The following is an 18,718-nucleotide window of genomic DNA, read 5'->3' on the forward strand; positions in this document are numbered from 1 at the left end:
TAAATAACAACAATACATTGAGCAATACTACTTTTCCTTTCAAACGCTATACCATCACTTCGGCATTGCCTTATGCCAATGGTCCGCTGCATATCGGACATCTTGCAGGTGCTTATATACCCGGCGATATCTACGTACGTTTTCTACGGCTTAATGCAAAGGATGTGGTTTATGTGTGCGGTTCGGACGAACATGGCGCTGCCATTACCATTAAAGCCAAGAAAGAGGGGACCACTCCGCAAGCGATTATTGACAAATACCACACGCAAATCAAAGACAGCTTCGAACAATTCGGAATCTCGTTTGATATTTACCACCGCACATCGGAAAAAATACACCACGAGCTTTCACAGGAGTTTTTTTTGAACCTTTACAATAAAGGCGAGTTTATCGAGCAGGTGACCGAACAGTACTACGATGAGGAATTCCATCAATTCCTTGCCGATCGGTACATCACGGGCACTTGCCCGAATTGCAAAAGCGAAGGTGCTTATGGCGATCAATGCGAGAAATGCGGTACATCGCTCAATCCGATTGACTTGATCAACCCGATTTCTACGCTCAGTGGCAAGCCGCCGGTGCTTCGGGAAACCAAACATTGGTATTTGCCGCTGGATAAGTATCAACCGTGGCTTGAAAAATGGCTGCTGGAAGGAAAGAAAGATGTCCTGAAGCCAAACGTATACGGACAGTGCCGTTCCTGGCTCAAGTCGGGATTGCAGCCCCGCTCGATGACACGCGATTTGGATTGGGGGGTGGATGTACCGTTGGAAGAGGCAGAAGGCAAAAAATTATATGTGTGGCTCGACGCACCCATCGGCTACATATCGGCCACCAAGCAATGGGCAATAGATACTGGGAACGATTGGGAAAGCTATTGGAAAAAGCAACCGGATCCCACCGACGATGCCTGTTTGATCCACTTCATCGGCAAGGACAACATTGTGTTTCATTGCATTACGTTTCCGAGCATCCTGCATGCACATGGCGAGTACATATTGCCCGAAAACGTGCCTGCTAACGAATTTTTGAACCTCGAAGGCGATAAACTCTCCACGTCCCGGAACCATGCGGTTTGGCTGCATGAATATTTGGAAGAATTTCCGGGCAAGCAGGATGAATTGCGTTATGTGCTGACATCGATCCTGCCCGAAACATCCGATAGCGAATTTACCTGGAAAGACTTCCAAGCGCGGGTAAATAATGAATTGGTGGCTATTTTCGGTAATTTCGTCAATCGCGTATTGGTATTGTCGCACAAATATTTCGATGGCAAAGTGATGCCTGCAACTCAATTGACGGATACCGACCGGCTGATCTTTTCGGAATTGGAACGTTATCCGAAGCACATTGCCGGTTCTATTACCCAGTTCCGTTTTCGCGAGGCGTTGGCGCAGTTCATGAATGTAGCCCGACTCGGCAACAAATACCTGGCGGATTCAGAGCCGTGGAAACTCATCAAAACTGATGAGGAACGTGTGAAAACCGTTTTAAACGTAAGTTTACAATTGGCGGCAAATCTGGCCATCATGGCGCAGCCCTTCTTACCGCGCACGGCAAAGCGCATGTTCGATATGCTCAATTTCTCAGCAGTTGGTTGGCAGGAGGCGGGGAGTAATGCCCTGTTGCCGGCAGGGCATCAGTTGGGGGAAGCGCAGCTGCTGTTCGAAAAAATAACCGATGAACAGGTGAATGTACAGCTGGCAAAACTCAGCCAAGCAAAAGAAGCCAATGTGAAAGAAGCCAAGGAGGTGCCCGAGGCGAAAAGCAACGTTGTTTTTGAAGATTTCGTAAAGATGGATATCCGTGCAGGGAAAATCCTTGCGGCTGAGAAAGTAGCGAAGACGAAAAAGTTGCTTAAGCTGACCATTGACACGGGTATAGACCAACGAACCGTCGTTTCTGGTATCGCGGAATTTTTCAGCCCCGAGGAGATTGTCGGAAAACAGGTGTCCATTTTAGTGAACCTCGAGCCGCGCGAAATCAAAGGCATTCTGTCACAGGGTATGATTCTGATGGCGGAAGATGCGGATGGCCGCTTGGACTTTGTGGCCCCTCAGACGACCGTGCAGGCAGGAAGTGTAATCCGGTAGCCGATTTTTGGCTTTATTTCAATAACGCGATAACCTCCTTTGCTTCCTTTACGTCATGTACGCGGAGGATCTTAATACCCTTCGTCAGAAGGAGTGTGTGAAGTACCGTGGTGCCATTTAGTGCTTCTTTCGGAGTAATGCCCAGCTTTTTATAGATCATTGACTTGCGGGATACCGCACCGAGGATAGGCAGTCCGTGGATATGAAGTTCTTCCAGCCGGTTGAGTAGGTCGTAGTTTTGCTGTAAGGTTTTGGCGAAGCCAAAGCCGGGGTCCAAAATGATATCTGTCACCTTCATTTGACGTAGCCTCGCCAGTTGCCCTCCGAAAAATAAATTGACATCTTGTACCACGTCCTCATAATCTGTCAGGCGCTGCATCGTATTGGGCGTGCCTCGCATATGCATGAGAATATAAGGCACTTGCAATTCGGCAATCGTAGCAAACATCTGTTCGTCCAATGTGCCGCCGGAAATATCATTGATTATATGGGCACCCGCTTCCACACTGGCGCGCGCCACATCGGCGCGGAAGGTGTCGATGGATAAGAGGCTTTCAGGGAATCGGGTTGTGATCGCCGCTATGACCGGCAAAAGCCTGGCTTTCTCTTCGTCAACACCCACCTCGGCAGCCCCCGGTCTGGACGAATACGCGCCAAGATCAAGGAGGTCAGCGCCAGCTGTCAATAATTTTTCGGCTTGCAGCAGGGCGGCATCTACCGTATTGTGGCGCCCACCGTCGTAGAAGGAGTCCGGTGTGATGTTCAATATGCCCATCACTTTGGGCGAAGATAGATCGATCAGTTTGCCACCTGCGTTCATCTCAGTTTACCACTACTACGCCGTCAGCAATAATATTAATATCGCGCTTGGAATGGGTGATTTTTGTAAGCACACTTGCGCCCTTGCCTGCATCTTCTGCAAAATGCCGTTGTTGGGCTACAGAAATTTCTTTCATTTTAGCCCGCCCTTCCAGTACAACCGTTTTTCCAACAATATCTTGAGGTACGAAAAAGCCATAGTCTTTGAATCGAACCAAAATCGGTTCCCCTTCGCCCTCACGGCGGACCCGGATAAAACAACCCTTTTTCTTACATACTTCGACCACCTTGCCGTATATTTTGCCGAAATAAACGGAATCGGTGCTCAGTTTTGCTTCCAAGGCCTGTACATCGATCGCTCCCTCCCTGTCGATAGCGACTCCGTATTGCGTGCCTGGTTTCGCTGGAGGAATCGTTTGCTGAGCCAACGATCTTGCCGTGAAACTTAGCAGTACGGCGGTTGCCCATGTCAATTTTTTCATAAGACGTTGAACGATGATATCTAGCAAAGGTACATAAAACTTGCTTTTAAGATTACCTGCGGATAAAGGAAAACTTTCCTCCTGGTTCAAGTTTCATCACGATGGAAGCCGTTCCGGTGCCGGAGTTATCCTGGTCGTATGATACCACATAGTCTACGCCATCGATAATTTCCGGCGCTATTTCAGAGAAGTTTTTTGGTGATGGCTGCCCGCTACGGTTTGCAGAGGTAGATACCAGCGGCTTACGAAGCCGTCGAAGCAAAGGACTGCAAAAGGCATGGTTCACGATCCGAATCCCAATACTGCCATCTTCAGCAATTAAATTAGGAGCCAAGTTTTTGGCTCCTGAATACACGATTGTAAGTGGGCGTTCGGTATATTCGATAAGCTGGTATGCGATTTCAGGTACCTCCTGGATATATCCTGGCAGTTTGTTCTCGTTATCCAACAGTACAATCAGGCTTTTGCTTTGATCGCGCCCTTTAAGCTGATATACGCGCTCCACCGCAGCCGGATTCGTTGCGTCGCAGCCAATCCCCCATATGGTATCCGTAGGATAGAGGATGAGCCCGCCTGCGCGCAATACCTCAAGTGCGCCATTGATGTCAGTTACTTGCGAACTGTTGGACATAACATTGATGTTCCGTATACCGGTCTAAACCGCCACACTATGTTCCCGGAGGGCATCGTTCAACGATGTCTTTTTGTCGGTCGATTCCTTGCGTTTGCCGATAATCAATGCACAGGGAACCTGGAATTCGCCTGCAGCAAATTTCTTAGTGTATGATCCTGGGATTACCACCGATCGCGCAGGCACAATCCCTTTATATTCCACGGGTTCTGAACCGCTTACGTCGATAATTTTGGTAGACGCGGTAAGTACCACGTTAGCACCCAACACCGCCTCGGTTTCCACATGTACGCCTTCGACGACAATGGCACGCGATCCTACAAATACGTTATCTTCAATGATTACGGGAGCGGCTTGCACAGGTTCCAGAACACCGCCTATGCCCACACCGCCGCTGAGATGTACATTTTTGCCGATTTGCGCACAGGAGCCTACGGTTGCCCAGGTATCAACCATGGTGCCTTCGTCTACATAGGCTCCGATGTTCACGTAGGAAGGCATCATGATGACTCCCTTGGCCAGGTAAGCCCCATAGCGTGCTATACCGTGGGGTACTACACGTACACCTAATTCCTTGTAGTTGGTCTTGAGCCGCATTTTGTCATGGAAAACGAAGGGGCCTGTTTCTACGACCTCCATCTGCCGGATGGGAAAATACAGAATTACCGCCTTTTTTATCCAATCGTTCACATGCCAACGTGACCCAATAGGTTCCGCTACCCGCAATTCACCGCGATCCAGTTGTTGGATGACGGTCTCGATGGCTTCTTGATACTCTTTATATTCCAAAAACTGCCGGTTTTCCCAAGCATCTTCAATCAGTTTCTTCAATTCTTTGATCATAATGAATAGCTAACAGACTTTGTAGGCGCAAAGAAAGCAAATTCCGATGACTTCCCCTTTTTTTATTCCCATTTTTCTATAAAGCTGTCTCTCAGATAAGGGATGGAAGCCGAAATATTGCATATAAACATGAATTTAGCTAAGTTTGTGTCATGGCTGAGATTGAGAAATTACGTGTGGACAAATACCTTTGGGCGATCCGGATTTTCAAGACGCGGAGTCTGGCGACGGACGCTTGTAAGGCCGGCCGTGTAAAATTTAATGGTCAAAATATTAAGGCATCCCACATAGTCAAGATTGGTGACACCTACCACATACAGAAGGGCGTAGAGAAAAAAGTAGTGGAGGTAACAGGGTTACTGGATAGGCGTGTGGATGCAAAAAGCGCCGCTAACTTTTACGAAGACCGCACGCCTTTGGAAGAAACCTACGGGTATAAAACCGTGTATCATGCTCCCATGTTAAAACGCGATCGGGGAGCGGGCCGGCCTACAAAAAAGGAGCGCCGCGAAATTGATGAGCTGAGAAAGGATGTGTGGGAGAAAGACTAGGGTTTATTGAATTTTTGGGCTTCAATATTGACCAAAGCCGCGGCGATGGGGTACGTAATATTCTTCGTCGTATCCTCTGTGGTAAACCGTGTAGGCAAAACCAATCCGCCTCCAATATCCTTGAATCCGCTGATAATAAATCGATTTTGATGCTCATGCGATAACCACTGCTCGGCTCTGCCCGTTTGGGCGTCTACGTACAGCCAACCATCAACGGAAGTTTCAAAACTTGTTTTATGGTTTTTAATATCCAGCACAGTAAAACGCTGGGATCCAATCAGCTTTTCGCCGGCAACAGTGAAAGACGCACGGTCACCTTCCAACGCCGTCGGTAAGAACAGCAGGTAGGCGTCTCGTTCAAACTCTGCGGCAACCTCGTTGATTACATCTGCCGAGGTTTTCGGATTCGACAGTTTCTCCCCATTAATATAGACGGTGCCCTTATTTGTCTTGATGTTGAACAAGGCAATGACCGATTCGTCGTCTGTGGTAATGCCCTCAAAGCGGCAGTTACCTTCTTGTTTGTCCCAGAGATAGGTCCGTTCTCCTTGTGTAAAAGAAGGGGAGCCTCCGCCGACGCAACTGAACATGAAGTAACGCGCATTTTGCCAATTTTCTTTCCCGCCGATGGCTTCCCAAAGTTTGTCGGCTATTTCCGTTTGGGAGCCCTGGCCGAAAGCGGCTACTGTGCTGCCGAGAAGCATAAGGAAGAGGTTCAGTTTGATTTTGATGAAATTGTGCATCATCTCTTTAACTCTTTTTTTCAAATAGCTGCTAACCAACTATTGAAAACGCAAAAACACAAATGCCAACAATATTTAATATTCAGACATTGATAACATTTACCGGACCCGTTTTGTTTTGGGATATGAATTATAGGCCGGACAGGTTTTTCTGGAACAGGACTGTAACGATAACGAAGCCATTATAGTCAGTATGATACAAACAATTAGAGTCCTTTTCATTGTAACATGCTTTTATACCAGCGAACACTACAAAATTGATACCGAAATATCCATGGATACGGGTGCCGATCAAGTGGCGCTCAGCGCTGCCATTTGAATAGCCGTAATTGCGGCCTCCTCGCCCTTATTTCCATGCTTTCCGCCGGCTCTATCCAGCGCTTGTTGGATATTGTCTGTTGTTAAAACGCCAAAAATGACGGGTTTATTATGTTTCAAAGCAACGTGAGTGATCCCATGAGCCACGGCACTACAGATATAGTCAAAATGCTTGGTTTCTCCTTGGATCACACAGCCTAAACATATTACCGCATCCAGTGACTTGTTGCGGAGCAAAATGTCGGCCCCACTGGTCAATTCATAGCTGCCCGGTACTTGAATAATCGTAATGGCATGCTCATCTGCGCCATGTTTCTTCAACGCATCGCACGCCCCTGTTAACAAAGAACCTGTGACTTCAGCATTCCATTGTGACACGACAATGCCAAACTTGTATGGCGTTGCCGAAGCAACTTCCATGTGCGAGAAATCAGAGAGATTTTTATTTTGGGTTGCCATTATAGCCGTGCTTCAGCCCGTGCAATGTAGCTTTCTATGGAGGTCGCCTCCTGACTTTCCGGATAGTCAGACTGGATACGTTTGTATGCCTCTAGCGCTTGCTTGAAGTCATTCTGAGCTTCGTATACCAATCCCAATTTTTTAAGAAGCAGGGGCGAAGTGAAATTGTTTGGGTTTTTTTCGGATGCTTTTTTATAATAAGAAGCTGCTTTCTTATAATCTTTGAGTTCTGAATAGGCATCCCCCAAAAGACCAATCACCAAGGGGTCGAGCACAATACTGCCCGTATTGCTGTATTTTTCCAGCGCATTCACTGCCTCTTGGTACTTGCCCTGACGTAAGTATAATCCTCCCAAATAAGCATTTGCTATGTTAGCCGATTTTGTGTTCTCATATTCATCGGCAATTTCTTTAAAACCCGGATAAGATCCGTCGCCGTCGATAGCCCGTTGTTGCAGGGAATCCACCGTAGCATATGTTTCCGCCTTGAAAAGCTGGTCGGCGGCAGTTTCAGCACGGGGGGCCAGATAAAATCGTTGGTAACCAATGTACAGCAATACTAATACAACGATTCCCCCGATGATGAATACCAAGCTTTTTTGGTTTTCCAAAATGAAGCTGCCTTTTCTGGCCGGAGCCGGAGCGGCGGTATGACGTTTTTGATTGTCTGACATCTCAGTTTTTAAAATTCGGACTGCAAAAATACACTTTTACAAATTATATCCAAGGCTTTTTTCCAACAGTGGTTCAAAGGTCAACATCGCTTTTTGGTTTCTCGTCCAGTTCCTCGTAAATGGAGTTATTGCTTTTAAATTCAGGAACCAATTCTTTCATTTTTAACACAATTTCCCGTTCGTTTTGGCTTTTTGTAAGGCGAATGAGCTGATCTATGCGAGTCTCCACGGTTTCAAAATCATATTCTCGCACTCTCGCAATCATGATTTTATCGTGATGCGTAGGCAACGTGTTTTCGAAATCGTTCAGCAATTCTTCATATAATTTTTCGCCAGGTCTCAATCCGGAATACTGAATGCTGATGTCTTTATTCGGGACAAGTCCGGATAATTTAATCATCTTGTTGGCTAATTCAACGATTTTAACGGATTTTCCCATGTCAAACACGTAAATTTCTCCACCTTTTCCCATCGAACCCGCCTCCAGTACCAATTGACACGCTTCAGGTATGGTCATAAAAAATCGCGTGATTTCAGGATGGGTGACGGTTACTGGTCCGCCTTTCTCTATCTGAGCCTTAAACCGGGGGATAACCGAACCGTTTGACCCCAGCACGTTACCAAACCGGGTGGTGATAAATCGGGTATGCCCTTCTTTTCCATCACCGAACCGTCCGCTTTTCTGTAAAAGGTGATGGAAATAGGTTTGTACATATATTTCGGCGATTCGTTTGGAAGCACCCATGACGTTTGTCGGGTTTACGGCTTTGTCCGTAGAAATCATGACGAACTTTTCTACTCCGTGTGCGACCGCCAAGCGCGCAAGGAGCTGAGTGCCCATGACGTTCGTGCGTACGGCTTCCACAGGATGATTCTCCATCATCGGTACATGTTTATAGGCAGCCGCATGGTATACATAATGCGGCTTGAAGGTCCTGAACAAGGCCTCCATGCGATCTCTGTCACGGATATCTCCGATGAACGCGTGATATACCTGGTTTTTCTGGACGTCTTCCAACTCTAATTGCAGCTCGTGTAAGGGCGTTTCTGCCTGATCATTTAGAATGATCATCTGTGGCGAGAATTTTCCTAATTGCCGTGCAATTTCGCTTCCGATCGAACCGGCAGCACCTGTTACCAATATTCGCTTGCCCGTCAATTGTCGCCGGATCGATTGATTGTCTATCTTGATAGGCTCCCGTTCCAACAAGTCTTCAATCCGCATTTTCTGAATTTGGTTGGGCGTAACCTCCCCATTGATCAGTCGATGCACAGGGGGCATCGTCAGTACTTTAACATTCCGTTCCAAGCAGAGCTCAACGATACTGGCCTTTTTTTCAATCGGAATGTTATGTGAGGAAATGATAAGTTCGTCTACCTTGCCCTGTATAATGAGTTGTTCAAAATAATCAGTATGATAAATGCGTACGCCATCGATGATTTTGCCTACTTTCTGAAAGTTATCATCGATAAACCCGACAACCACGTTATTGGACGTATGGTCATGATCCAGCGTGCGTTTGGCGGCAATCCCGACATCACCCGCTCCATAGATAACGGTTTGTCTACGATTGATCTTCATGTTTTTCACATACAGAAAGAACAGTTTGACCGTCGATCGATAGGTGATTAAAAGCAGAAAGTTCATCAGGCCGTAGGCGATCAGTAGGCTGTTGGACAGCAGGGGTGATCGGTTAAGTGCTACCAGAACCGCGTTTATCAAAAATAGAATGACGATGCAAAAAGATACTGACGACAAGATCCGCACCGAGTCGAGCGCACTGGTATAGCGTACAATACCGGCATACATCTTTAATCGGTAAAATACCACGGTACTCACGAATAAAACCACCAAGAGCTTGCGGTTAAAATCAGTAGAATGGATGGTGTCGTACGTGAAACTGTTTAGTAAAAGAGTGGCAAAAAACAACGCAAAGGCACTGCAGCACAAGTCGAGCGTAAAGATAACCCAACGGGGAACGATGTTAAATTTGTCAAACATCTAGCATCTTTAAGGTGGCAAAGCAATTAGCTGCTCATGAACCGCGTTTGCGGTCCAAATATACTTATTTTATCATTTTAAACAAGATTTATGGAATTTTTAAGTGGTTATTGGTAAGCAAGTTGAACAAGCAGGCTCATTCACTTGTGTATAATTTGCCCCGGTTTTATTAAAACTTTGATTATTTTCGCATGTTGAACCCGAATTTTATGGATAAAGTGAGCGCATCATGAGTGAGCTGTCGAAATTGGCGCGTCAAGCATTGCTACAACCTCAAGAAGCAATGCTAGAGGTAGAGAAAAAGAAAAATAGTCTCTACATTGGGATACCTAAAGAAATCAGTTATCAGGAAAACCGTGTGCCGCTGACTCCTTTGTCCGTAGCTCTGCTGATCGAAAACGGCCATGAGGTAGTCTTGGAAAGCGGTGCCGGAGAATCAGCCAACTTTCTCGATCATCACTATAGTGAACAGGGCGCGTTGATTGTTCACAACAAGGAGGAGGTTTATAAGGCCGATATCATTATCAAAATAGCGCCCCCTACGTTGGCGGAAATCGAGCTGATGCGGAATGGCCAGGTACTGTTATCGTCTCAACAGCCTTCATTAATGCATCTGGATCATTTGCAGGCACTCATGAAAAAGAAAATTACGGCATTGTCGTATGAGTACTTAAGAGATGAGGGCAATACGCTCACCGTGGTCCGGGCAATGAGTGAGATTGTAGGCGCGACGTCGGTGTTGATTGCCGCTGAATACCTAAGTAATGTATTCGATGGTAAAGGATTAATGTTGGGCGGTGTGACCGGAGTACCTCCTACGGAAATGGTTATTTTGGGTGCGGGTACCGTGGGCGAATTTGCCGCGCGGACCGCAATCGCATTGGGAGCACAGGTCAAGGTATTCGATAGCTCGGTATACCGCCTACGTCGTCTGCAGAACAACGTGGGAAGCCGCGTGTTTACATCCGTGATCCAGCCAATCGTACTCCGAAAGGCCGTGATTGGATGTGATGTGGTGATTGGGGCAATACGCGCTACAAACGGGCGAAGCCCGTGCATTATCGGCGAAGACACGGTTTCGAAAATGAAACCTAATTCAGTGTTAATTGACGTAAGCATTGATCAGGGCGGTTGTTTTGAAACTTCCGAAATTACCAACCACGAGAAGCCCGTGTTCCGTAAATATGATGTCATCCACTATTGCGTGCCTAACATCGCTTCCAGGGTGGCACGGACTGCTACCTATGCACTTACCAATATTTTTACGCCGATTTTGCTGGATATTGGTGAGATGGGAGGGATCATGAACCTGATTTGGGCAAAACCGGGTGTTCGGAACGCTATTTATCTTTATCAAGGACATCTGACAAACAAGGATATTGCTAATAAATTCAACCTTACTCCAAAAGATCTGGATTTACTCGTGGTTTCTAACCATTAAATATTGAAAATATCAATGCGAAGATTACAGTTAATTTCAGTTTGTGGATTATTCCTAAGCAACATGGCATTTGGACAAACCGTCATGAATTTGTACGATGGCAGCATACCGAACAGTAAACCATCCGCCGTAGAAGAGACGTTGGCCACAGATGCTAACGGCATCAGTCGCGTTTCTGGCGTCACGGCACCGACCCTTACGGCCTATTTTCCCAAAGGGGGGGTGGCTAATACGGGTAAGGCAATCGTTATCTGCCCGGGCGGTGGATACAGCATATTGGCGATCACCCATGAAGGGCACGACATTGCGAAGCTGCTTGCCGAGCACGGGATTGCGGCTTTCGTGTTGAAATATCGACTGCCGAGCGATGAAATTATGGTCGACAAACGGATTGGCCCGTTGCAGGATGCGCAGCGCGCCCTTCAGCTGGTGCGGGAGCATGCAGACGAATGGGGCATTAGAAAAAACCAAATAGGTATAGCAGGCTCGTCGGCGGGAGGGCATTTGGCATCCACACTTTCCACCCACTACCAAAAAGCGGTAATCGATAATCCGAAGGAAACATCACTACGTCCCGATTTTTCGTTGTTACTGTATCCGGTGATTAGCATGCAGCAGGAGTTGACGCATGAAGGATCCAAAAATAATCTCCTAGGCAGCAACCCGAAACCTCAAGACATTATCCTGTTTTCCAATGAACTGCAGGTCTCCAAAGATACACCCCCCGCCTTTTTGGTACATGCGGAAGATGACGGAGCGGTGCCGATTGCCAACAGCGAGGCGTATGTAAAAGCGTTGGAGAAATATGGCATAGCCGCTAAGTTAATCCGCTATCCCCAAGGCGGCCACGGATTTGGTCTTCATAATAAAACAACTTCGGATAAATGGTTTGATCATTTTCTGGTATGGCTGGATAGCCTTTAGGCAATTTCAGTGAGTGGCCGTCTCCCCGAATGAACCATCTGGAAGCTGGATAGTCGCGGGGAGCGATACCAGCTAACCAGTGATTCACAAACACACATTATATCGTATAGACGCTTTGTCCCTGTAAGAAGTTGCATCCCTGTAAAAAAAAATATAAAGGGCGTGCCTAAATCGTAAGAGTCATAAAATCAGATCGATATGATTCTTGTTCAATGTCAGGGGTGTACGAAATCGGACAACCTGTGTTTCGAAAGCGTACAGTTTATGTCGTTTGAATGCTTAACTTTGGATCCCGTTATGCCCACATTCATACGCACACGTTTTGCGCCAACCCCAAGCGGCTATCTGCATTTGGGTAATGTGTTTTCATTTGCTATAACCGCTGCGCTTGCAAGGCGGTCGGGGGCGCGGATTTTATTGCGCATTGATGATTTGGATCAGGCACGGGTAAAGCGGAGTTATGTTGAGGATGTTTTCGATACATTGGCGTTTCTCAAATTCCCGTGGGACGAAGGGCCGAAAAATTATTTGGATTATAAACAAATGTATTCGCAGATACACCGAATGACGTTGTATGAAGAGGCGCTGCAGCAATTGCGACGGCAGGGGCGCATCTTCGCCTGCGAATGCTCTCGGTCCGCACTGCTGGCAAATCATCCAGAAGGAGTTTATACAGGTACTTGCCGCAATAAAGGAATACCATTGGACGATTCCGGATACAACTGGCGTATCAATACATCCGATGTTGAACTTCCACCCGCGATGCAGTATTTCGTTGTGCGTAAGCGCGATGGCTTTCCAGCTTATCAGCTGGCTTCTGTCGTGGACGACGTTTACTATGGCGTTGATTTAATTGTTAGGGGAGAGGACTTGCGTGAATCTACACAGGCGCAGCGGTATCTAGCCGGCTTACTTGGCTATGATTCGTTTATGTCTACCACTTTTTATCACCATGTTTTGTTGACAGATACCGCCAGTCAGAAATTATCCAAGTCATCGGGCGCGACTTCCATACAATACCTCCGTAGGCAGAGGCAAACCCCGGCAGATATTTATCGCGAGATAGGGCAAGTGGCGGGGTTGCAAACAACGGTATCCAGTTGGGAGCAATTGGCAGCAAGTATTCCAGATAACCTCATAAAAAATTAGAACCTTCGGTCCATGGCTTTTTCGGCAGAAATCATAACCTGGTATAACCGGCATAAACGCGATCTTCCTTGGCGGCAGACGACAGATCCATATGTGATCTGGCTCTCAGAAGTGATCTTGCAGCAAACCCGCGTGGTACAAGGATTGCCTTATTTCCATCGGTTTTTGTCGCATTATCCCGATGTCATAGCGTTTGCCAGTGCACCGGAAGAAGAAATACTCCTTCATTGGCAGGGATTGGGTTATTATTCCCGGGCCCGGAACATGCACCATGCCGCCAAAGCCGTGGTGTCTACGTATGGAGGTGTTTTTCCGAATCGATATGATGAGTTAGTCAAGCTAAAGGGTATAGGGGAGTACACCGCCGCCGCGATAGCCTCTTTTTCGGCTAATGAAGCTAAAGCGGTTTTAGACGGCAATGTGTTCCGGGTATTAGCCCGTTATTTCGGGATAGACGATCCCATCAATTCATCCCGAGGGAAAAAGCTTTTTTCGGAATTGGCGAACGATTTGCTGGACCGGACTCATCCCGGTCTATATAATCAAGCCATTATGGAGTTTGGTGCCATTCAATGCAAGCCTGGTAGCCCAAACTGTAACGACTGTGTCCTCCGGCTCGACTGCCGGGCATTGAAAGAAAAGCGGGTAAATCAACTTCCGGTTAAAATTAAGGGAAAAGCAAGCCGCAATCGCTACTTTAACTATTTCGTAGTGAGAAAGGACAATCAAATATTGATGAACAAACGGGAGAAGGGCGATATTTGGGAGAATCTGTATGAGCTTCCATTGGTCGAAACTCCCCAACAGGTCGACCTCCGGGAATTGAGTATGGCCGCAGAAGTGCTCGATGCATTTGGTGCGAACGCCGATCTACGTTTAATTGCCGGACCGGTAAAACACGTATTAAGCCATCAAAATCTATTCGCGCAATTTGTCGCCGTAGATCGCCCCGAACCGTTTGAAAACAAAAAAATAAATTGGAATTATGTTTTTATAAAAGATTTAGGTACATTAGCTAAACCGAAGCTTATTTATTCTTTTTTAAAGGAATATATGATTAAGTAAATTACCAAAATATACCTAAATTATGTCAGGCATCAATAAAGTTATTTTAGTAGGTCACTTAGGAAAAGATCCGGAAATCCGCCATCTAGATGGTAACGTTACGGTAGCGAGTTTTCCGCTGGCCACTTCGGAAATGTACAATAAAGATGGGCGGAGGGTGGAACAGACCGAGTGGCATAACATTGTTATGTGGCGTGGATTGGCTGAAGTGGCTGCGAAGTATTTATTTAAAGGTAAGTTGGTGTACGTAGAAGGCAAATTAAGGACACGTACGTATGAAGATAAGGGTGGTGTGAGGCGTTATACAACCGAAGTAGTGGCTGATAATTTTACGCTCCTTGGGCGGAAAAGTGACTTCGAAACCTCCGGAAATACGACCGATGATCCGGGCGCCAGGAAAGCAGACGACATAAATTCAGAGCCCGGGGTGGATTTTAAAGAGAACGAGGGCGAGGAGGATGCGTTGTTTTAATTGCGGGTACCGCGAAGCATCCGAAACCTGACCGCTGATAGCTAAAGAGAATTTTATATCTTTGGCGTCATGTTGCAGGATAAAATACAACAGTATACTGAAGAGATTGAGCGGTTTGCTCCCCAATCCGCTGATGAGCTGGAAGCCTTCAGATTGAAGTTCATGGTAGCTAAGGGCTTAGTTAGAGAACTTTTTGAAGAGTTTAAAACGGTATCGGCTGACCAAAAGAGGATACTCGGCAAAAAGCTGAATGATTTTAAACAAGCAGTTGAGCAAACGTACAAGTCCTATCAGGAACAGTTTGCATCAGGCGCAAAGAGTTCCAAGGGGGAGATCGAAGATCTTACCTTGCCCGGTGTGGGGATCTCGATCGGTTCGCGGCATCCGCTTTCGCTGGTCAGAAAGGAAATCGTGGAGATTTTTAAGAAACTGGGATTTACGGTAGCGGAAGGACCGGAAATCGAAGACGACTGGCACAATTTTACTGCACTGAATTTTCCGCCAGAGCACCCGGCTCGTGATATGCAAGATACTTTTTTCATCAAAAAGGACGCGCATAATGACATCGCATTGCGTACGCACACGTCGTCCGTTCAAGTTCGGATGATGGAAAATGGGACTCCACCTTTTCGTGCAATCATGCCCGGCAGAGTATATCGAAACGAGGCAATTTCAGCCCGAGCCCATTGCTTTTTTCATCAAGTTGAAGGGCTTTACGTGGACGAAGGGGTTTCTTTTGCAGATCTCAAGCAGACGCTTTACCATTTCGTGCAAGAGCTTTTTGGGGAGGACACCCGCGTACGTTTCCGTCCTTCTTATTTTCCGTTCACCGAGCCATCAGCCGAAATGGATATCAGTTGTACCATTTGCAAGGGGGAAGGTTGTAACCTATGCAAGTATACGGGGTGGGTAGAGATATTGGGGTGCGGTATGGTAGACCCGAATGTGCTTGCGAATTGTGGTATAGATCCTACGAAATATTCCGGTTTTGCATTTGGAATGGGGATTGAACGCATTACCAATCTTAAATATGAGATAAGAGATTTACGATTATTTTCCGAAAATGATGTGCGTTTTTTAAGTCAGTTTGAGACAGAACTTATTTAAACATGGGGAAAGCAGGCCGGTATATTGGGATCTTGATGGTTTTGGCGTTACCCATGGCTTGCAAAAAAGGCGGATGTAATGTAGTCGATTACCGTCCCTTTAACACGACAATCTCGTTGGTGGAGTTTAGTGAATTAAGGTTGTTAATGCAGCCGGTGGCGTTGGGCGTTGAAAGGGGAGGAGTCGCCGGGCTCATCGTTATGCAGGTGAGTGATGGTCAATATGTGGCATTTGACCGCTGCAGTACGGTAGAACCGGGAAAAAGGTGTGCGGTAGAACTGGAAGGCGAGGGACCGGTTGCGGTAGACCCCTGCTCCGGAGCCAAGTATATCTTGACGAATGGCTCTCCTTCGGCCATTGCTGAGTGTCCCCTGCGACCTTATTACGTAAGAAGGAATCAGGATATCTTAATCGTTTCAAATTAATAAATGGAAGCCGATAAAGTAAAGGAAACCATCAAGAAAGCCGCCCGGGAGCTCTTCAGACGCTACGGCTATAAAAAAACCAGCGTCAACGAAATCGCGCGGAAGGCGAAAATAGCTAAAGCCACCATCTATAAGTATTTTGATAGCAAAGAACTGGTGCTTCATGCGATTCTGATGGATTATATTCGGGAGAGCGTAGATGATTTACTCGGCAAATATAACCACCAGGCGGATCTCGAAACCTACTTAGGCAATACCATTTTACGTGTCAGTCGCCTGACATATACCATATGTAATGAGTTCTTGGGTTGGGATTTTATCAGGGAGTCGACGAACACTCAGGAATACCTCCGCACATTATCCGATGACCTTGAGTTTCTTTTAATAAGTTCCTTTATTAACAACACCGAAATTGGTAAGGCCGTTGAGCCTGAACGATTGACCTTTCTCATCAAAGCCAGCAAAAATATCGTCTTCTCGTTTGCCTTTACTTCGGTGAGCGAGGCGGACGTCCGGAAGAACTTCGTCTCCTTTCAAAAAGAAATCTTGCCATATCTCGTCAAAGCTACGGTGGGAGGCGATTAAGCTAACTTCGTGAATCAGGGTCTTTGCTGTTTTGAGTGCGCCATGATTTTTATTTATTTCAAACCTGTATCTTTGCATCCCTATGAGCAGAAGAAGAATCACACCGGAACAACGGACGCTATCTGATATTTCGATTACCGATATCGCCGAAGAAGGCAAAGGTGTGGGCAAAGCGGGGGAGCTTGTTCTCTTCGTAGACAAAGCAATTCCTGGGGATGTAGTAGATGTGGAATTGATGCGAAAAAAAAAGAATTTTGCAGAGGCGCGCATTTCCCGGTTAATTCGACCTTCGCCACACCGAACGGACGCTTTTTGCAGGCATTTCGGAATATGCGGCGGGTGCAAATGGCAGCATATGGACTATGACGCCCAATTGATTTATAAGCAAAAGAGTGTGGATAATGCCCTGTCGCGCCTGGGTAAAGTCAATACTTCGGGAATGGAGCGCATCCTGGCGTCTCCACAGACACAATACTATCGCAATAAGCTCGAATATACGTTTTCCAATAAGCGGTGGTTTACGGAAGTAGAGGATGAACAGACTGCTTTGCAGCCTAATGCACTGGGGTTTCATGTACCTCTGCGGTTCGATAAGATATTAAATGTAGAACATTGTTATTTGCAGCAATCCCCCTCCAATGAGATTCGGAATAAATTGCGAATGTTTGCACTGGAGCAACAGATATCCTTCTACGATCTGCGGATGCACGAAGGAGCGTTGCGCAACCTCATTATCCGGACTGCGTCTACCGGCGAGCTGATGGTCATCGTTGTATTTGCGTATGCCGATGAAGATACGGTGGCGAGGACCTTGACTTTTCTTGCCAAGGAATTTCCGCAGATCACGTCACTGCTTTACATCCTCAACCAGAAGAAGAATGACACGATCTTTGACCAAGATGTCCATCTCTATGCAGGGCGGGATCATATCTTCGAGGAAATGGAAGGGCTTCGGTTTAAGATTGGTGCCAAGTCGTTCTATCAAACCAATTCGATGCAGGCCTATGAGCTTTACAAAATCGCCCGTGATTTCGCGTCATTTGAAGGGCACGAGCGCGTGTACGATTTGTATACCGGAGCAGGAACAATTGCCAACTTCATTGCGCGGCATGTGCGCGAAGTGATCGGCGTGGAGTACGTGCCTTCAGCAATCGATGACGCAAAAATCAATTCGCAGATCAATGGCATTGACAACACGAGGTTTTATGCCGGGGATATGAAGGACGTCTTGACTCCTGAGTTCGTGGCGACACACGGCAAACCCGATGTGGTGATTACCGATCCACCGCGAGCGGGAATGCATCCCGATGTCGTCGCACGTCTGCTAGAAATGGAAGCCCCGAAAATTGTGTACGTGAGCTGCAATGCAGCCACTCAAGCGCGGGATCTCGCCCTATTGAATGAAAAATACGATGTGAAACGAATCCGACCGGTAGACATGTTTCCTCACACCCAACATGTGGAAAACGTAGTGCTGCTAAGTTTGAAAGATTTTTACGCTTAACTTCTCTTCCATGGAATTGCAAGACTTATTCGGAGCGCAGGCGGGCGACGATGGGCAGCCAAAGGAAAGCCCGTTGAAAAGTCTGAAAATTAACTTGGATTTTTATGCCGCATCCATTAAGGAAATCGCTGTAGAGATTATGGCCGAGGGGCTTTCTGCCTATCCGATATTTATTGCTCATCAGCATGAAGTCGCCTTAGGCGAATTGATACTGGATCGAGCCGAACTGGGTACGGATTGGTCGATCCATGCTTCTACCTTGGAAGAGTTTGTAGAACGCGGTGTTATTAAGGAAGACCGGAAGGCGCATTTCATAAAACTGTATAAAAAGCCCGAAGACTTTATGTGTGTCTTTGTTATCGTTCCAGAAGGAGCTAATTTTGTGTTTTATCCGTATAAACCGAGTGCTTGATTTGATCAGGAATAAGAAA

Annotated in this window: 20 protein-coding genes; 12 read left to right on the forward strand and 8 right to left on the reverse strand. The window is 46.6% G+C overall.

All coding sequences use genetic code 11. From position 1 onward, the window contains the following. The first annotated feature begins 17 nt into the window (after positions 1–17). On the forward strand, positions 18–2,093 hold the full coding sequence (gene metG / locus ACFQRK_RS14275) for a methionine--tRNA ligase (protein ID WP_379007810.1): 2,076 nt from the start codon (positions 18–20) through the stop codon (positions 2,091–2,093). A gap of 13 nt (positions 2,094–2,106) precedes the next feature. On the opposite strand, the gene folP is transcribed toward metG, so the two are convergent. From folP to ACFQRK_RS14295, 4 genes are read right to left on the reverse strand one after another with little or no spacing between them, the layout of a single operon-like run. After that, positions 2,107–2,913 (reverse strand): dihydropteroate synthase, encoded by an 807-nt coding sequence (folP, locus tag ACFQRK_RS14280; RefSeq protein ID WP_379007813.1) that lies wholly within the window; start codon positions 2,911–2,913, stop codon positions 2,107–2,109. 1 nt (position 2,914) lies between these two features. Then, positions 2,915–3,394, reverse strand: a complete 480-nt coding sequence (locus tag ACFQRK_RS14285) for a DUF4920 domain-containing protein (RefSeq protein WP_379007815.1) — start codon at positions 3,392–3,394, stop codon at positions 2,915–2,917. A gap of 52 nt (positions 3,395–3,446) precedes the next feature. Continuing rightward, positions 3,447–4,025: an L-threonylcarbamoyladenylate synthase gene (locus tag ACFQRK_RS14290; RefSeq protein ID WP_379007818.1), complete on the reverse strand. Its 579-nt coding sequence runs from the start codon at positions 4,023–4,025 to the stop codon at positions 3,447–3,449. A gap of 24 nt (positions 4,026–4,049) precedes the next feature. Continuing rightward, positions 4,050–4,868, reverse strand: coding sequence for a 2,3,4,5-tetrahydropyridine-2,6-dicarboxylate N-succinyltransferase (locus ACFQRK_RS14295; RefSeq protein ID WP_379007820.1), 819 nt, complete (start codon positions 4,866–4,868; stop codon positions 4,050–4,052). A gap of 152 nt (positions 4,869–5,020) precedes the next feature. Between ACFQRK_RS14295 and ACFQRK_RS14300 the strand changes: the two genes are divergently transcribed. Further along, the gene (locus tag ACFQRK_RS14300) at positions 5,021–5,419 is read left to right on the forward strand and encodes an RNA-binding S4 domain-containing protein (RefSeq protein WP_379007822.1); all 399 of its coding nucleotides are present in this window, start codon (positions 5,021–5,023) and stop codon (positions 5,417–5,419) included. Here the strand turns inward: ACFQRK_RS14300 and ACFQRK_RS14305 are convergent. The 4 genes from ACFQRK_RS14305 to ACFQRK_RS14320 all read right to left on the reverse strand — a co-directional run bounded on the left by ACFQRK_RS14305 (position 5,416) and on the right by ACFQRK_RS14320 (position 9,615). Further along, positions 5,416–6,165 (reverse strand): hypothetical protein, encoded by a 750-nt coding sequence (locus tag ACFQRK_RS14305; RefSeq protein WP_379007823.1) that lies wholly within the window; start codon positions 6,163–6,165, stop codon positions 5,416–5,418. The genes ACFQRK_RS14300 and ACFQRK_RS14305 overlap by 4 nt on opposite strands. A 288-nt stretch (positions 6,166–6,453) precedes the next feature. After that, positions 6,454–6,939, reverse strand: coding sequence for a 6,7-dimethyl-8-ribityllumazine synthase (ribH, locus tag ACFQRK_RS14310; RefSeq protein WP_379007825.1), 486 nt, complete (start codon positions 6,937–6,939; stop codon positions 6,454–6,456). Beyond that, positions 6,939–7,613 carry a tol-pal system YbgF family protein gene (locus ACFQRK_RS14315; protein WP_379007827.1) on the reverse strand — a complete coding sequence of 225 codons (675 nt, stop codon included), beginning with the start codon at positions 7,611–7,613 and terminating at the stop codon, positions 6,939–6,941. Before ACFQRK_RS14315 ends, ribH begins: the two co-directional genes overlap by 1 nt. A gap of 73 nt (positions 7,614–7,686) precedes the next feature. Beyond that, positions 7,687–9,615: an SDR family NAD(P)-dependent oxidoreductase gene (locus tag ACFQRK_RS14320; RefSeq protein ID WP_379007829.1), complete on the reverse strand. Its 1,929-nt coding sequence runs from the start codon at positions 9,613–9,615 to the stop codon at positions 7,687–7,689. A 229-nt stretch (positions 9,616–9,844) separates the two neighbouring features. On the opposite strand from ACFQRK_RS14320, the gene ACFQRK_RS14325 reads away from it, so the two are divergent. From ACFQRK_RS14325 to ACFQRK_RS14370, 10 genes are all read left to right on the forward strand, one after another. Further along, complete coding sequence (locus ACFQRK_RS14325) at positions 9,845–11,056, forward strand: alanine dehydrogenase (protein WP_379007830.1); 1,212 nt, start codon at positions 9,845–9,847, stop codon at positions 11,054–11,056. A 63-nt stretch (positions 11,057–11,119) separates the two neighbouring features. Beyond that, the gene (locus tag ACFQRK_RS14330; RefSeq protein WP_379007832.1) at positions 11,120–11,980 is read left to right on the forward strand and encodes an alpha/beta hydrolase; all 861 of its coding nucleotides are present in this window, start codon (positions 11,120–11,122) and stop codon (positions 11,978–11,980) included. A 297-nt stretch (positions 11,981–12,277) separates the two neighbouring features. Continuing rightward, positions 12,278–13,129, forward strand: coding sequence for a glutamate--tRNA ligase family protein (locus tag ACFQRK_RS14335; protein WP_379007834.1), 852 nt, complete (start codon positions 12,278–12,280; stop codon positions 13,127–13,129). A gap of 12 nt (positions 13,130–13,141) precedes the next feature. Then, the gene (mutY, locus tag ACFQRK_RS14340) at positions 13,142–14,194 is read left to right on the forward strand and encodes an A/G-specific adenine glycosylase (RefSeq protein ID WP_379007836.1); all 1,053 of its coding nucleotides are present in this window, start codon (positions 13,142–13,144) and stop codon (positions 14,192–14,194) included. Positions 14,195–14,216: 22 nt separating this feature from the next. After that, positions 14,217–14,666 carry a single-stranded DNA-binding protein gene (locus ACFQRK_RS14345; RefSeq protein WP_379007837.1) on the forward strand — a complete coding sequence of 150 codons (450 nt, stop codon included), beginning with the start codon at positions 14,217–14,219 and terminating at the stop codon, positions 14,664–14,666. A 69-nt stretch (positions 14,667–14,735) separates the two neighbouring features. After that, positions 14,736–15,773 carry a phenylalanine--tRNA ligase subunit alpha gene (pheS, locus tag ACFQRK_RS14350; RefSeq protein WP_379007839.1) on the forward strand — a complete coding sequence of 346 codons (1,038 nt, stop codon included), beginning with the start codon at positions 14,736–14,738 and terminating at the stop codon, positions 15,771–15,773. Between the two features lie 2 nt (positions 15,774–15,775). Further along, the gene (locus ACFQRK_RS14355) at positions 15,776–16,198 is read left to right on the forward strand and encodes a hypothetical protein (protein ID WP_379007841.1); all 423 of its coding nucleotides are present in this window, start codon (positions 15,776–15,778) and stop codon (positions 16,196–16,198) included. A 3-nt stretch (positions 16,199–16,201) separates the two neighbouring features. After that, positions 16,202–16,783 (forward strand): TetR/AcrR family transcriptional regulator, encoded by a 582-nt coding sequence (locus ACFQRK_RS14360; RefSeq protein ID WP_379007843.1) that lies wholly within the window; start codon positions 16,202–16,204, stop codon positions 16,781–16,783. A gap of 82 nt (positions 16,784–16,865) precedes the next feature. Continuing rightward, positions 16,866–18,287, forward strand: a complete 1,422-nt coding sequence (rlmD, locus tag ACFQRK_RS14365; RefSeq protein ID WP_379007845.1) for a 23S rRNA (uracil(1939)-C(5))-methyltransferase RlmD — start codon at positions 16,866–16,868, stop codon at positions 18,285–18,287. Positions 18,288–18,297: 10 nt separating this feature from the next. Then, on the forward strand, positions 18,298–18,699 hold the full coding sequence (locus ACFQRK_RS14370) for a hypothetical protein (RefSeq protein WP_379007847.1): 402 nt from the start codon (positions 18,298–18,300) through the stop codon (positions 18,697–18,699). Positions 18,700–18,718 lie beyond the last annotated feature (19 nt).

It is taken from the genome of Parapedobacter sp. GCM10030251 (assembly GCF_042666505.1).
Taxonomy (GTDB): Bacteria; Bacteroidota; Bacteroidia; order Sphingobacteriales; family Sphingobacteriaceae; genus Parapedobacter.